The organism is Bacillus sp. FSL R5-0447 (genome assembly GCF_038606125.1).
Taxonomy (GTDB): Bacteria; Bacillota; Bacilli; order Bacillales; family Bacillaceae; genus Bacillus; species Bacillus velezensis.
Genome location: NZ_CP152012.1, coordinates 931,195 through 946,982 on the forward strand (window position 1 = coordinate 931,195; position 15,788 = coordinate 946,982).

At 48.2% G+C, this 15,788-nt stretch carries 12 protein-coding genes; all 12 read left to right on the top strand.

All coding sequences use genetic code 11. The annotated features are described in order from the left end of the window. Positions 1 to 565: 565 nt before the first annotated feature. A complete protein-coding gene (locus NYE68_RS04815) occupies positions 566 to 1,549 on the top strand; it encodes a tRNA-dihydrouridine synthase (protein ID WP_324636058.1) in 984 nt (327 codons plus the stop codon). Positions 1,550 to 1,705: 156 nt separating this feature from the next. Further along, the gene (locus NYE68_RS04820; protein WP_342494071.1) at positions 1,706 to 2,185 is read left to right on the top strand and encodes a DUF6884 domain-containing protein; all 480 of its coding nucleotides are present in this window, start codon (positions 1,706 to 1,708) and stop codon (positions 2,183 to 2,185) included. 276 nt (positions 2,186 to 2,461) lie between these two features. Continuing rightward, complete coding sequence (gene acoA / locus NYE68_RS04825; RefSeq protein ID WP_003155540.1) at positions 2,462 to 3,463, top strand: acetoin:2,6-dichlorophenolindophenol oxidoreductase subunit alpha; 1,002 nt, start codon at positions 2,462 to 2,464, stop codon at positions 3,461 to 3,463. A gap of 1 nt (position 3,464) precedes the next feature. Continuing rightward, on the top strand, positions 3,465 to 4,493 hold the full coding sequence (gene acoB / locus NYE68_RS04830; protein WP_061861978.1) for an acetoin:2,6-dichlorophenolindophenol oxidoreductase subunit beta: 1,029 nt from the start codon (positions 3,465 to 3,467) through the stop codon (positions 4,491 to 4,493). A 14-nt stretch (positions 4,494 to 4,507) separates the two neighbouring features. Continuing rightward, the gene (locus NYE68_RS04835; protein ID WP_015417044.1) at positions 4,508 to 5,701 is read left to right on the top strand and encodes a dihydrolipoamide acetyltransferase family protein; all 1,194 of its coding nucleotides are present in this window, start codon (positions 4,508 to 4,510) and stop codon (positions 5,699 to 5,701) included. A gap of 14 nt (positions 5,702 to 5,715) precedes the next feature. Next, positions 5,716 to 7,095 (top strand): dihydrolipoyl dehydrogenase, encoded by a 1,380-nt coding sequence (lpdA, locus tag NYE68_RS04840; protein WP_254003609.1) that lies wholly within the window; start codon positions 5,716 to 5,718, stop codon positions 7,093 to 7,095. Positions 7,096 to 7,201: 106 nt separating this feature from the next. Beyond that, complete coding sequence (locus tag NYE68_RS04845) at positions 7,202 to 9,010, top strand: sigma-54-dependent Fis family transcriptional regulator (RefSeq protein ID WP_015417046.1); 1,809 nt, start codon at positions 7,202 to 7,204, stop codon at positions 9,008 to 9,010. A gap of 65 nt (positions 9,011 to 9,075) precedes the next feature. Further along, positions 9,076 to 9,258, top strand: a complete 183-nt coding sequence (locus tag NYE68_RS04850) for an H-type small acid-soluble spore protein (RefSeq protein ID WP_003155535.1) — start codon at positions 9,076 to 9,078, stop codon at positions 9,256 to 9,258. 170 nt (positions 9,259 to 9,428) lie between these two features. Continuing rightward, complete coding sequence (gene glvA / locus NYE68_RS04855) at positions 9,429 to 10,778, top strand: maltose-6'-phosphate glucosidase (RefSeq protein ID WP_007610111.1); 1,350 nt, start codon at positions 9,429 to 9,431, stop codon at positions 10,776 to 10,778. 68 nt (positions 10,779 to 10,846) lie between these two features. Continuing rightward, the gene (locus NYE68_RS04860) at positions 10,847 to 11,608 is read left to right on the top strand and encodes a MurR/RpiR family transcriptional regulator (protein ID WP_324636055.1); all 762 of its coding nucleotides are present in this window, start codon (positions 10,847 to 10,849) and stop codon (positions 11,606 to 11,608) included. Positions 11,609 to 11,624: 16 nt separating this feature from the next. Then, positions 11,625 to 13,211 (top strand): alpha-glucoside-specific PTS transporter subunit IIBC, encoded by a 1,587-nt coding sequence (locus NYE68_RS04865; protein ID WP_012117097.1) that lies wholly within the window; start codon positions 11,625 to 11,627, stop codon positions 13,209 to 13,211. Between the two features lie 188 nt (positions 13,212 to 13,399). Beyond that, positions 13,400 to 15,724 carry a peptidase G2 autoproteolytic cleavage domain-containing protein gene (locus NYE68_RS04870; protein WP_254003610.1) on the top strand — a complete coding sequence of 775 codons (2,325 nt, stop codon included), beginning with the start codon at positions 13,400 to 13,402 and terminating at the stop codon, positions 15,722 to 15,724. The last annotated feature ends 64 nt before the right edge of the window (positions 15,725 to 15,788 follow it).

Sequence of the window (15,788 nt, forward strand, 5' to 3'; positions counted from 1 at the left end):
GGTGATTTCTGTGGCACCTTATAAATGTAATTATTTATTTTTTTATGCAGATATTTTGTTTATAAGTAATAACTTTAAAACTAAAACGTTATAAAGATATTGACATATGGCCAATTATTTTGCATTGGTAATAGGGAGAACTCATATGATATTCTATTTAGGTTGGAATCCTTTTATCCAAAAAGAGCAAAAGTAAGGCCGCTAAGAAAGATGAAGGTCAGCGCTACTATTAATAAACCACAATATAAATAAAAAATAGGTGTAGATAATCATCACACTTTTTTCTCTCTCAAACCCTTTTAAAGGTTAAGGAGTTGGCTGAGTTGATCAGAAATGAGCGATATGGGGTTAACTATAGCGATAGTTTATTACGTTAACTCAATTAAGGTGTTCTGCTTCAGTTTGCTTTTCACTTTTTCACGTGTAAAAAGTGAAATGTTCAAAATTTACTATCGTTTGATAAGAAGTGCTGACACATGCTATAAGTGTAAAAGAAGCATGGTCAGTTTTTAATTTTGGGATCAAGGTTTGACTGTATCCCATCATGAAAGGATTTGGATTTGTTATGACAGATAATTTCTGGCGTGAATTACCGCGGCCATTTTTTGTACTGGCACCAATGGAAGATGTGACGGATGTCGTTTTTCGCCATGTTGTGAGTGAAGCCGGCAGACCTGATGTGTTTTTCACAGAGTTTACAAACTCAGAAAGCTATTGTCACCCGGATGGGAAGGATAGTGTGCGCGGCCGTTTGACTTTCACGGAGGATGAACAGCCGATGGTTGCCCACATATGGGGAGATAAGCCTGAAAACTTTCGCCAAATGAGTATTGAGATGGCGGAATTAGGGTTTAAGGGCCTGGATATCAATATGGGCTGTCCTGTACCTAATGTGGCGGGGAATGGAAAGGGAAGCGGCCTGATTTGCCGTCCTGAAGTTGCAGCCGAATTAATACAGGCGGCGAAAGCAGGAGGTCTGCCGGTAAGTGTGAAGACCAGACTTGGCTACACGGATATAGACGAATGGCGCGGCTGGCTGACACACATACTGAAACAAGACATTGCGAATCTTTCCATTCATCTGCGTACAAGAGCGGAAATGAGTAAAGTAGATGCGCATTGGGAGCTCATCCCGGAAATCAAGAAACTTCGTGATGAGATAGCGCCGGATACCCTATTGACGATCAATGGGGATATTCCTGACCGTGAAACCGGCTTGAAACTCGCTGAACAATACGGTGTTGACGGGATTATGATTGGACGAGGCATTTTTACTAATCCATTCGCCTTTGAAAAGGAGCCGAGAGAGCATAGCAGTAAGGAATTGCTTGATCTTTTGAGATTGCACCTGGATCTTCATGATGAATATTCAAAAGCAGAAGCTCGAGCATATAAACCGCTCCCCCGCTTTTTCAAGATATATCTCCGCGGATTCCGTGGAGCAAGTGAATTAAGAAATCAATGCATGAATACAAAGTCAACAGATGAAGTGCGTGCATTGCTCGATGACTTTGAGAGAAAGTATCTTGATGGGATGGAGCAAGAGTGACATAAATAACTCTTCATCCGGCCCGGATTTCGGTTTGAATTCCGGGTCTTTTTGTGTGCAGTTTTTACCCAGACAGATCCATGGCCAGTTTCGTCATGCAGAAATAAACGAATCATGGTACATTGATAGGACATACATCATAAAGGGGAGAGAAAAATGAAACGACTGTGCATCATCCCCTGCGGCAAGAAAAAAATTTGGGATGTCCATTCAGATACAGGTCCGGTAAGGGCGGAAGACGTTTATCTCAGCCCGTTTCATCAGGCGTGCGAGCGATATGCGAAAGCATTTTTCGATGAGTGGGTAATTTTGTCGGCAAAGCACGGATTCCTTCGTCCGGATGATATGGTTCCCGGAAATTACGATGTCACTTTTGGAACCGGTCATCCGGAGATCATGGCAGCGGACGAGCTGCGCCGTCAATTTCATGAAAAAGGCTTTTCCGACATCGAAGAGCTTGTCATGCTTGGCGGGAAAAAATACCGAAGCGTCCTAAACGCCGTCATCGGAGAGCATCAGCATATCACCTGGCCTTTGTCATCGTATAAAGGCATTGGCTACATGCTTCAAGCGCTGAATCGGGCTGTTGAAGAAAAGCATGAACTGCAGCACGCGGATATGAAAAAAAAAGTGTAACCACTCAAACGCCGCGATAGACTGTATGCAGAAGAATGAAGCAGTTAAAAGATTTCCGAGGAAATAAATACGTCGATCATTGTCAAAGACAGGGTCATGCCCGGTCTTTTTTGTATGCCATAAAACGAGACAAAGGGAACAGATCGAGACAAAATGAGACACCTGTCTCAAACTGTCTCCATTGTAAAAATAAAAACATTCATTTTACGGGCTTCAAAGGCTGGCATGCTTCTTGCATTTATAAGTGTGAACCCTAAATAGAAGGAGGCGCACAAAATGGAATTGTTAAAACGAGAAGGCTTGTCATTAACTGAGGAGAAAGCGCTGTGGATGTACCAAAAGATGCTGGAAATCAGGGGCTTTGAAGACAAAGTGCATGAACTGTTCGCGCAAGGAGTGCTTCCCGGATTCGTCCATTTGTATGCCGGTGAAGAAGCGGTAGCTGCGGGGGTGTGCGCTCATTTAGATGATGGCGACAGCATTACAAGCACACACAGGGGACATGGCCATTGTATCGCCAAAGGCTGTGATCTGGACGGCATGATGGCGGAAATATTCGGAAAAGCGACCGGACTGTGTAAAGGCAAAGGCGGTTCTATGCACATTGCGGATCTTGATAAAGGCATGTTAGGCGCAAATGGAATCGTCGGGGGCGGATTCACGCTCGCATGCGGATCAGCGCTCACGGCTAAATATAAACAAACTAAAAATGTAAGCGTTTGCTTTTTTGGGGACGGAGCCAATAACCAAGGGACTTTCCATGAAGGGCTGAACTTAGCGGCAGTATGGAACCTTCCTGTCGTGTTCATCGCCGAAAACAACGGCTACGGCGAAGCCACGACATTTGAGTACGCGTCAGCCTGTGATTCAATCGCCGATCGGGCGGCTGCCTACAATATGCCGGGGGTCACGGTGGACGGAAAAGATATTTTAGCAGTTTATCAGGCAGCCGGGGAAGCGATAGAAAGGGCAAGAAACGGCGGAGGCCCGTCTTTGATTGAATGTATGACTTACAGAAACTACGGCCATTTCGAAGGGGATGCCCAAACTTATAAAACAAAGGATGAAAAGACTGAGCATCTTGAAGAAAAGGATGCCATTCAAGGCTTTAAAAACTATCTTCTAAAAGAAACAGATGCAAATAAACTGTCAGACATCGAACAGCGTGTCAGCGAATCGATTGAAAAAGCCGTCTCGTTCAGCGAAAAGAGTCCATATCCGAAAGAGTCAGAGCTGTTGACAGACGTCTACGTGTCATATGAAAAAGGGGGAATGTGAGATGGCGAGAGTCATAAGCATGTCGGACGCGATCAATGAAGCAATGAAGCTTGCGATGAGAAAAGACGACAATGTGCTTGTAATCGGTGAAGATGTCGCCGGGGGAGCGGCGGTCGATCACTTGCAAGATGATGAAGCATGGGGCGGTGTACTGGGGGTCACAAAGGGGCTCGTACAGGAATTCGGCAGAAGCAGGGTGCTGGACACACCGATTTCTGAGGCGGGCTACATGGGTGCGGCCATGGCTGCGGCATCCACGGGGCTGAGACCGATTGCGGAACTGATGTTTAACGATTTTATCGGAACGTGCTTTGACCAAGTGATCAACCAAGGGGCGAAATTCCGCTATATGTTCGGCGGTAAAGCGCAAGTGCCGATCACCGTCCGCACCACATACGGAGCCGGGTTCCGGGCAGCCGCTCAGCATTCGCAGGCGCTGTATGGCCTGTTCACGAGCATCCCTGGACTGAAGACAGTTGTTCCATCCAATCCGTATGATGCCAAAGGTCTTCTGCTTGCAGCAATAGAAGACAATGATCCGGTGTTCTTCTTTGAAGACAAAACGTCCTACAACATGAAGGGCGAGGTGCCGGAAGATTATTATACAATTCCGCTCGGAAAGGCGGATATCAAACGCGAAGGCAGCGACATCACGCTCTTTGCAGTCGGCAAGCAGGTCAATACTGCGCTTGAAGCGGCTGCGCAGCTTTCTGAGAAAGGCATCGACGCCGAGGTGCTTGATCCCCGGAGTCTGTCTCCTTTAGATGAGGAAGCGATTTTCACATCGTTAGAAAAAACAAACCGGCTGATCATCATTGACGAAGCCAATCCGCGCTGCAGCATCGCCACGGATATTGCTGCGATTGTCGCCGATAAGGGCTTTGATTTGCTTGATGCACCGATTAAACGGATTACAGCGCCGCATACACCAGTGCCGTTTTCGCCGGTGCTTGAAGATCAATATTTGCCGACACCAGACCAAATTGTCAGCGTCACGCTTGAATTGCTTGGCGAGCCGGCAATGAATTAAAGGAGGGATATAGAATGGCTGTAAAAGTAGTAATGCCGAAGCTGGGAATGGCGATGAAGAAAGGTGAAGTATCCGTCTGGAATAAAAAAGTCGGCGACCCGGTTGAAAAGGGAGAAAGCATCGCCAGCATCAACTCGGAAAAAATAGAAATGGAAATAGAAGCGCCTGAAAGCGGCACGCTTCTTCATATTAAAGTCAAAGAGGGAGAAGGAGTCCCGCCGGGAACGCCCATCTGTTATATCGGGGAAAACGGCGAAGAAGTGCGGGAGAAGGAGGCGCCGGTTCCTGAAAATGCAGGGAAACCGCAAGCTGAACCTGAACATATTCCCGCTCCCAAAGCCGTGCAAAAGCGTAAACACCGCGTGAAAATATCTCCCGTTGCCCGAAAAATGGCGGAGAAAGCCGGGTTGAAAGTTGATACGCTGAACGGGACGGGGCCCGGAGGCAGAATCGTAAAAGCTGACGTCATCAAGGCCATGAAGACGGAAGCTGAACCGCAGTCTTCGGTTCAGACGGCACAGCCGGAGGGAAAACCGGCTTCAGCGATGAGAAAAGTGATTGCAGACCGAATGCACAAAAGCCTGCAAAACAGCGCCCAGCTGACGCTGACGATGAAAGCGGACATTACGGAGCTTGTAAAATGGCAGCAGCAGCTCGCCGACAGCGCGAAAAAGCGGAGCGGTGTTAAACTGACGGTCACACATTTCGTATCCCGGGCCGCGGTGCTTGCGCTGAAACAGCATCCTGAGCTGAACAGCTCTTATCAAGAGGAGCGGATCATCACCTATCCATATGTCCACCTCGGGATGGCGGTTTCTCTTGAAAACGGTCTCGTCGTGCCGGTGATTCGGGATGCGGAAAAGCTTTCATTCCTTGAGCTTGCGGATCACATCAGCACATCGGCACGCCGGGCGCGGGAAGGCAATGCTTCCGGAGATGACCTGCACGGATCGACATTTTCTATTACAAATCTCGGGGGTTACGGAATTGAGCATTTCACCCCGATTCTTAATCCGCCTGAAGCCGGTATTCTCGGAGTAGGCGCAAGCTATGAAACGCCTGCGTTTAAAGGAGATGAACTTGTCAAAAGCACCATGCTGCCGCTGAGCCTTACCTTTGACCACAGAGTATGTGACGGCGCACCGGCTGCGGACTTCCTGAAAACGGTCAAAGCGCTGCTTGAAGAGCCGGCCGGATTGATTTTATAGAGAGGGTGAAGAGATTGACACTAGCCATTATCGGCGGCGGGCCTGCCGGATATGCAGCTGCCGTGACTGCCGCGCGGAGGGGAGAAGAAGTCGTTCTGATCGACAAAGGGCCGCTCGGAGGCACTTGTCTCAATGAGGGATGCATCCCGACAAAGTCGCTTTTGGAAAGCGCGAATGTACTCGATAAAATCAGGCACGCAGATACATTCGGCATCGAACTGCCGCAAAACATTACACTCAATTGGGCCCGCATGCAGGGGCGCAAACGGCAAATCGTCAGCCAGCTCGTGCAGGGAATTCAATACTTAATGAAAGCAAATCAGATTAAAGTCATCAGCGGGACAGCCTCATTTCTCACAGAGCAGACATTGTTTGTTGAAGGAGAAGGAGGCGCAAAAGACATTCTGGAAGCGGATCGGATATTGATTGCATCCGGATCTGAACCGGCGGAGCTGCCGTTTGCCCCATTTGACGGCGATTGGGTGATCGACAGCAAAGACGCGCTTTCTTTACAGCAAATTCCTTCTTCTCTGCTTATTGTCGGGGGAGGTGTGATCGGCTGTGAATTTGCCTCTTTATTCAGCCGGTTTAAAACGAAAGTGACGGTGATTGAATCGGCTGACCGGCTGCTCCCGGCAGAAGACGGAGAAATCGCCGCCGTTTTCGAAGACTCTTTAAGAGACAGCGGGGCTGATATTCAGACAAAAGCCGCCCTTCAACGGATTGACAAAGAAAGGAAAACCGCCGTGTGGACAAAAGACGGCAAAGAAATTGAGGCTCAGGCTGATCACATTTTGGTTGCAATCGGGAGAAAACCGCGTTTGCAAGGCCTGAATCTGGAGCAGGCCGGCATCCGGTATTCTCCGCGCGGTATTGAAGTCAATGACCATATGCAGACCAATGTGCCTCATATATACGCGTGCGGCGATGCGGCCGGAGGAATGCAGCTCGCGCATGCCGCCATTCATGAAGGAATCACAGCCGCCGCGCATGCCTCGGGAAAGGACAGCAAAGTCAATATGCGGGCGGTGCCCCGCTGTATTTATACATCGCCGGAAATGGCCGCTGTCGGGCTGACGGAAACACAGGCGAGAGAGACATACGGAGATGTGAAAATCGGAGAATGCTCATTCTCTGCTAACGGAAAAGCGTTAATTAAACATCAGCATGGCGGCAAAATGAAAATCATTGCCGAACCGGAATTCGGAGAAATCGTCGGCGTGTCAATGATCGGGCCGGACGTGACGGAATTGATCGGTCAGGCGGTCATGATGATGAACGGTGAAATGACGGCGGATATGTCGGAGCACTTTATCGCGGCGCATCCGACTCTGTCAGAAACGCTTCAGGAAGCCCTGCTGAATGTCACCGGACTTGCGGTGCATTCCGTATAACCGGAATACCCTTTCTCAGATGAGAAGGGGTATTTTTCGTTGAAAGCGCTTTATTTTTCCCCTACAATATATGAAAAGATGGTCTGAACAGGGGGGAGCGAATACAATGAATGTCATTCGGAATGATTTTAAAACCTGGAAGCGCTTTGTGAAAGAAGGCGTGCTCGATGAATCCCGTATTCAGAAGCGGGTGGCCGCCTCATGGCACCGCTGCAAAAAAGCCGACGTCAACCCTTATCTCGAAAAGGGGCCGAATGTGATGCCGGCAGATCATTTAGAAAGACAGGCCGAAAAGCATGCGTTATTTTTAGCGGCCTCAACGCCGTATGCAGAAAGAATGAAAACGGCGATGCGGGAAATGGAAATGATGGTTCTCCTGATTGATTCTGACGGCGTTGTCCATTCAGTTGACGGCCACCCGCGCACCATTCATGAAGCGAACCGCATCAATTTCTTAAAAGGCGCCCGCTGGACGGAAACGGCCGTCGGCACGAATGCGATCGGGACGGCTCTTTATACAAATGAGCCGGTCATGATACACGGCTCTGAACATTATTCGCTCGCTTCTCATCAATGGAGCTGTTCCGCCGCGCCGATCCGTTATGAAGACGGGCGGCTGGCGGGTGTCATCGATATTTCCTGCCCCGCCGCCCGCGCTCAGCCGTTTATGCTCGGAATTGCCTCCTCCATCGCTTATACGGCGGAACGGGAGCTTGCCCTAAAGATTAAAATGACAGAACTTGATATGATCAGCAAATTCGCCGGGCTGACCCGGTCACACGATCCGATCGTGCTTTGCAATGAAATGAGCCGGGTTATCGCCGCAAGCCGTCCCGTTCAGCATTTTACCGGACATATGCTGCGCGAGCTTGAGGAACAGGGCTATCACATCAAGCAGGCGAAGCGGGAGGAGAACGGCTACACATGCGTTTATTTATCCAAACGAGAAGAAAAGCCGTCTTTTATATTCCATGGTGCGGCAGGCAAAAGCCCGTCATCCCGACATATGCTTCAGCAGCTGGAGCTTGTCGCCCGAACGGACGCGACCGTTTGTCTTGCGGGAGAAACCGGGACGGGAAAGGAGGTTGCCGCCCGGGCGATTCATAACAACAGCTCCAGGAAAAACGGCCCGTTTATCGCCGTCAATTGCGGAGCGGTCCCCGAAAAGCTGATTGAAAGCGAACTGTTCGGCTACTCGGAAGGCGCCTTCACCGGGGCCAAACGGAAAGGACATAACGGCGCTTTGCAAAAAGCCGATAAAGGCACGCTTTTCCTCGATGAAATCGGAGAAATATCACACTCCATGCAGGTCGCTCTGTTACGGGTGCTGCAGGAACGGAAAGTCACCCCGGTCGGCGGGACAAAAGAGATTCCCGTTGACATCAGAATCATCACTGCCACCCACACTGATCTGAGACAGCTTGTCCAATGCAAAAAGCTGAGAGAAGATTTATTTTACCGGCTTCACGTCTGTCCGATCTACCTCCCTCCATTAAGAGAACGCACCGAAGACATTCCCGGCCTCTTCCTTGAATTTCAGCGAAATCGCGGCTGGCGGGGGGAGCTTCCTGATGACTTTTTAGACCTATTAAAGAGCCGGAAATGGCAGGGGAATATCAGGGAATTGTTTAATGTATTTGAACGTCTTTCCGTCATGTTCCCGGACGGACGGCTGTCAGAACGCCCCATCGAAGCCCTGCTTGAAGCGTCAGGTCTTAAAGAGGCGGCCGAGTCTTATGAACAAGAAGAAGCGTCCCCTGTCTCCATCCGGGAGCACATTCAGAAAAACATCATCGTAAACGCGCTTGAATCAGCGAAGGGGAATGTCACGCTGGCCGCCAAAATGGCCGGAATCCCGCGGAGCACGTTTTACAAACGCCTCAAAAAATTCAAACTCACCACCGGACAATTGTAAGAAACAAGCATACTTCTCTTGGCTGCCGGACACGTTATGTGTGAGGCCTAAAGGAGGTTTGAGACGTGAATACACAGCGTGCGAAAGACATTTCAGAATCCGCCGCCATGGCGTATGTGACGTACGAAGGAGTTCCGATTTATATTCAGCATGTCAACGAAGACAAGGAAACAGCCAGAATTTTCCCGATCGGAAATCCGCAATTTGAGCAGGAAGTACTGCTTTCTGATTTACAAGAGCATTTTTGAGAATGGGTCTGCTGATGACAGCAGGCCTTTTTCGTACCTGTGGGAACTTTCCCGCTTTTTGAGAAAAATAACTAAAAATGATTAAATGATCTAACTCCTCCAAACCCGGTACAGATCGGACCTTCTCATGATATAAATAAAATGTAAACGTTATCAGAGGAGGGCTTCACATGACAGACAAATCATTCTCAATCGTTATTGCAGGCGGCGGCAGCACATTTACCCCCGGAATTGTATTAATGCTTTTGAATCACCTGGAAGAGTTTCCGATCAGAAAGCTGAAACTTTATGACAATGATAAAGAAAGGCAGGAGCGGATTGCGGGTGCGTGTGAGGTATTTATAAAAGAAAAAGCGCCGGACATTGAATTTCTGGCGACTGATGACCCAGAGACGGCTTTTACGGATGTTGACTTCGTCATGGCGCATATCCGCGTCGGAAAATATGCGATGCGCGCGCTCGATGAACAAATCCCGCTGAAGTACGGCGTGGTCGGCCAGGAAACATGCGGGCCGGGCGGAATCGCATACGGCATGCGCTCTATCGGCGGTGTTCTGGAGATTCTTGATTATATGGAAACGTACTCGCCCGACGCATGGATGCTGAATTACTCCAATCCGGCGGCGATTGTGGCCGAAGCTACACGGCGCCTCAGACCGAATTCGAAAATATTGAACATCTGCGACATGCCGGTCGGAATTGAGGATCGCATGGCGAACATCCTCGGATTATCTTCACGGAAAGAAATGAACGTCCGTTACTACGGCTTGAACCACTTTGGCTGGTGGACGTCCATCACAGACCGGCATGGCAATGATTTAATGCCGAAGCTGAAAGAGCATGTCCGTGAATACGGCTACGTTCCGAAGACGGAGGCCGAACAGACTGAAGCAAGCTGGAATGACACATTCAAAAAAGCGCGCGACGTACAGGCGGCTGATCCGGATACGCTTCCGAACACATATCTGCAATATTACTTATTCCCGGATGATATGGTGAAAAAATCAAATCCGAACCATACGAGAGCCAACGAAGTCATGGAAGGGCGGGAAGCTTTCATTTTCAGCCAATGCGATATGATTACGCGCGAACAATCATCGGAGAACAGTGAAATTAAAATTGATGATCATGCTTCCTATATCGTCGACCTTGCCCGGGCCATCGCTTACAACACAGGGGAGAGGATGCTGTTAATCGTTGAAAATAACGGCGCGATCGCAAACTTTGATCCGTCAGCCATGGTTGAGATTCCTTGTCTCGTAGGCTCAAACGGACCGGAACCGCTCTCAGTCGGGAACATACCGCAATTTCAAAAAGGCCTGATGGAACAGCAGGTGTCTGTCGAAAAACTGACGGCTGAAGCGTGGGAAGAGCGGTCATTTCAAAAGCTGTGGCAGGCGCTGATCCTGTCAAAAACAGTGCCGAACGCCCGTGTGGCAAGACTGATTCTTGAAGATCTGATGGAGGCTAACAAGGACTACTGGCCTGAGCTTGATGTAAGTCCGTCTCCTATTTCCTGATGACAATCTTCCCCGTTTTCTTTATCTGTTATTCTATATAATAGAAAGAAAACGGGGGGATTTTTGGGATGAGTCTTGAAGAACTGGTTAACCAGCATTACGCGAAATTAAATGATAACGATTTTTATATTTTAAAATATATATTGAATCATAAACATACGTGCTACCATCTCGGTATCAATGACATGGCGAAAGCCTGCAATGTCTCTCGGTCTTCCATCCTGCGGCTCGCCCAAAAACTGGGCTTCAGCGGCTACAGTGAATTCCGTGTTTTTCTGAAATGGGAGGATCAGCCTGAAGAGGGCGAGAATATGACGTGTGAAAAGCTGCTGGATGATATTGAAGCCAATGTAAAATACGTGAAGTCAAAAGATATGACGGAGATGTGCCGGCTGATAGATGAAGCAAAACGGATTTTCGTTTACGGATCGGGGACGGCTCAGAGGGTGTGCGCCCGTGAGCTGCAGCGGATGTTTGTATCCCGGCGGAAGTATCTGATTTTAATTCAGGACATCACAGAGTTTGATATCATGTGTGATGATTTTACGGTTGATGACGTATTCATCATTATTTCTTTATCAGGCGAAACACCCGAATTAATTCCGCAGGTAAGGACCCTGTCCGCAAAGGGAGTTCCGTTTATTTCAATCACCAATCTGAAAAACAACGTACTGGCGCAAACGACGCCGTATAATCTTTATGCGACCAGCAAGCCGGTGACGTTAAGCGATAAAACGGAAATCGTCGCATTCGCCCCGTTTTTTCTGGTGGGCGAAGCGTTATTCCGTGCATATGTTGATTATAAAGAGCTCGAAAATTTTGATAAATAGCGGGAGGTCACGTGAAATGATGCAAAAAGTCCAGCGCTTCGGCAGCGCGATGTTTGTGCCTGTTTTATTATTTGCATTTTCCGGTATTATTGTCGGTCTGAGTACGCTGTTTAAAAATAAAACGCTGATGGGGCCGCTGGCTGATCCTGACGGGCTTTGGTATCAATGCTGGTACGTCATTGAACAGGGCGGCTGGACCGTCTTTAATCAAATGCCGCTCCTGTTTGCGATCGGCATACCTGTCGCCTTAGCGAAAAAAGCGCAGGCGCGGGCCTGTTTGGAAGCGCTTACAGTTTATCTGACATTCAATTACTTTATCAATGCGATTCTGACGGTTTGGGGCGGGGCTTTTCATGTCGATATGACTCAGGAAGCCGGCGGAACGAGCGGGCTGACGATGATCGCCGGGATCAAAACGCTTGATACGAATATTATCGGCGCCATCTTTATTTCATCTATTGTCGTGTATTTGCACAATCGTTATTTTGATAAAAAACTGCCGGATTTCCTGGGGATTTTTCAAGGATCTTCCTACATCGTTATCATTTCTTTCTTCATTATGATACCGATTTCACTTGCGGTGGCATACGTGTGGCCGATGGTTCAGTCCGGAATAGGCTCGCTGCAAAGCTTTCTCGTTTCTTCCGGGGCGATCGGCGTGTGGATTTACACGTTCCTGGAGCGGATTTTAATTCCGACCGGCCTGCATCATTTTATTTACTCGCCGTTTATTTACGGTCCGGCTGTGGCTGAAGGCGGTATCGTCACCTATTGGGCCCAGCATCTCGGGGAATACTCTCAAAGCGTCAAACCGCTGAAAGAATTGTTCCCGCAGGGGGGCTTCGCGCTTCACGGCAACTCGAAAATCTTCGGCATTCCGGGAATCGCGCTCGCTTTTTACGCCACGGCTTCAAAGGAAAAGAAAAAAATCGTCGCCGGCCTATTGATCCCGGTCACCTTGACGTCCATTGTCGCGGGAATTACAGAGCCGATTGAATTTACATTCCTTTTTATCTCGCCGTTTTTATTTGCGGTTCATGCTTTGCTTGCCGCTTCCATGGCAACCGTCATGTATATGGCCGGCGTCGTCGGAAATATGGGAGGCGGTTTGATCGAAGCTGCGACCTTGAACTGGATCCCGCTGGCGTCAAGCCACGGCTTGACGTATGTATACCAGATCATCATCGGGTTGTGTTTTACCGCTGTTTACTTTTTCGTCTTCCGTTTCCTCATTCTCAAATTCAACATCGCCACACCGGGCAGAGAAAAAGAGGAAGGGCAGGAAACAAAGCTCTATTCGAAAAAGGAGTACAGAGAACGGAAGCAGGCTTCAAAAGAAACAGCGGCGGCAGACGAAACACAGCGGGATACAGCCGCTTTGTATATTGAAGCGCTGGGCGGAAAGGACAATATTACGGAGGTCACCAACTGCGCCACCCGTCTCCGCGTCACTGTCGCTGATGAATCAAAGGTCAAAAGTGACGCCGATTTCAGAGAGCTGGGAGCCCACGGCGTCGTCAGAAAAGGCAGGGCGCTTCAGGTCATTGTCGGATTAGGCGTTCCGCAAATGCGGGAGCGTGTCGAGAAAATATTGAACGGTTAAAATACTGCAGCAGCAGACTATGTGCAGAGCGCTTGTTAATCCGGCGCTCTTTTTATGTTTTGAAAAAATGTATGAATTTGTCATACCTTTGCCACCTGTACATGCAGGAGTGAAAATGAGGGGGTGCAAAAAACGAAATGACTTCTGCGGTATTTTTATATAACAATTAACAAATAGGAGGCAAGGCAATGACAAACTATACGACTTTCTTAGGACTTTACAAACCCGATAAAACGGAGGGGATTGAGGTTGAAAGCATTGCTCAAAACTTTGAAGCGATTGACAGCAAAACCGGTGCTGCGCTTAGCAATGGCACGTCAACTTATGAAAATTTAAACGAAAGACTTAAAATGTATGAAAACAGATTTGAACATGTGACAGAGCGGAACGTTATGGATTTTGGAGCTAAAGGTGACGGCATAACGGATGATACGCAGGCATTTCATGATGCCATGGCCGACGGAGGTTATGTCGTAACAGTTCCCGCGGGTGTATTCAGAACATCGGGATTGTTTGTTCCTTCAAATACAATGCTTGTCGGAGCAGGCAAGAAAAGAACGGTCATTAAATTATTAGACGAAACACCGGTCGGCCATTCTGTTCTGACCAACAGTGATTATACGAACGGTAATGAAAATATTTATGTCGGCCATCTCACTTTGGATTGGAACAAGGATACGCGTCCTGCCGGCTGGAAGATTCCGAAAGGCCCCACTTCAAGCTGTTTGCTTTTTGCGAATGTTGACTATTCTTTTGTCGAGCATGTGTTTGCGAAGAACGCCGGCCTGCACGGCTTTGATTCTACAAGCCCGAACTATAACAGACATGGAGAAAAAGATGATCCAACTTATTATCAGCCCAACGGCTGTAACTTTGTAACGTTTTCACATTGTGAAGCAACAGGGTCCGGGGATGATAACTTTACTTGTCATTTTGGATTCCACACTACTTTCAGCCACTGTGTTTCCTATCACCCGATGGGAAATGGGAATGGCACGTCAAATTCAAATTGCTTTGAGATCGATGACGGTTCTCAAGATGTATTTGTAGATAGCTGTGTTGCAATTGGCGGTGCACGCGGTTTTGAAATTAAGGCGCATGACTATGCACCGGCGGCTAAACGAGTTCAACTGGCTAATTGCCGTGCTTACGAAAATGCGATCGGTTTTTGCATTAGACATATTGGCCATCATTTATCGGCTGAGCCGACATCAAAAACTGCCCATGATGTCCAATTAGTAAATTGTCAGGCAACAAATCCTAAACAAAATTCTATATATAAAGGCGTCGGAGCGAGTGCGTTGGTTGTTTCGGGCTATGATTCAGTTAATATAGTGAATTTCCAAGCTATTTGTGAAGATCGTTCATACGATTACAGCAATGACACGATCATTATGATTTATTACAAAGGGCGGTATGTCAATCTGAAGAATATTACGATCCGCGGGTTCCGCTCCGCTGCTCATGATCTGTATGTTCTTGGCGGAGAAAATGCGGTAGGTAAGTGCATGATTGACGGCGTTTTTCTAGTTGACGGCGGCACGACGGGGCTTGCTTTTGGCGGAGGCGTTGATAATTGTACAGTGAGCAATGTATACGGGCATAGATTGGGAGCCGGCAGCGGAACGGTCGGACTCTATTCTTCGGGTCCGGATCTGAATATATCAAATATTGATTTTCAAGGATATGAAACAACATTTCATGTAGGCGGTAAAAAAACACCGTATGAGTTGTTTAAACATAAAGGATCTTCTGTTATGGCATCTAAAGATTCCCATGTTACAGGAACTAATGGCTTTGTCGTCGGTTCTGTCCGGGGACAGGCTGCAGGAGGTTCTCAATCTGGAGTAATCGGTTCATACAATACGATTAACCCAAATGCGAACTCAACTGTATGGGGCTGGGGTGCCGGCAGCACTCCGTCATCAGCCAACAGAAAGATTGAGCTTCACGCAAAAGAAGGAACAATTAAGGCTACGGGAGGCGTAACAGGTTCCTCGACATTCTCTGACTACGCCGAGTATTTTGAAAGCCTGAGAGGGGAAAAGATTCCGACGGGAACACTTGTCACACTTGAAGGTGATAAGATCAGACCGGCTGAAAAAGGTGACCTCATGCTTGGGGTCATTTCCGAGACCGCCGGAGTGATTCTTGGCGAGTCGAGTTTTCACTGGTCGGGACGATACGTAAAGAATGAATTTGGCGGCTATGTTTATGAAGAACAGAAAGATGCGAACGGCCATACGGTCATGGCGCCAAAGGAAAATCCGGACTTTCGGCCTGAAGAAGACTACGCTTCAAGAGAAGAGAGAGACGAGTGGAACATTGTCGGACTCATCGGCCAGGTATATGTCAGATGCGATGAGACTGTGAAACCGGGAGATTTTATTCACGCTCATAACGGGATTGCAACAAAATCTGATGCTCCAAACCAGCGCTGGCAGGTCATGAAAGTGATCAATGAGTTTGATGCTGATAAAGGATTCGGGGTCGCTCTCGTTTTTATTCGTTAGATGAAATGACACGGTATGAATGATCATCTGACTAGCGGACGTCTGTTAAAGGCTCCGCTAGTCA